Below are 247 nucleotides of genomic sequence, written 5' to 3'. Positions count from 1 at the left end.
GATTCGATCCCGTTGATTCAAAATCTCAGCTTCGCACAGCGTCCATTGCTATAACGGCCCGCTGCCGGAATGTCTCTGCGTCATTCTCATCCAATGGCAGGCCGAAGCGCAACCACTGCGGCGCATAGGCGAATTTGCGCACCAGCACATGCTGCGCGCACAAGGCCTCGAACAGGGCATGGGCGCGCCCGTGCTCGACCAGCGCGAACAGATCGGTACCGGCGATTTCCTTCAGGCCCACCCCGGA

The 247-nt window shown here is 60.7% G+C and carries 1 protein-coding gene; it reads right to left on the bottom strand.

From position 1 onward, the window contains the following. Positions 1-25 precede the first annotated feature (25 nt). The coding region (locus AC0MA3_RS26675; protein ID WP_474658374.1) for a hypothetical protein at positions 26-247 on the bottom strand (222 nt) is incomplete at its 5' end.

The sequence above is a fragment of the Paenibacillus sp. LS-5 genome (assembly GCF_056121505.1).
The sequence above is the reverse complement of the archived record's forward strand: the minus strand, read 5'-3'. Positions and strand labels throughout refer to the sequence as shown.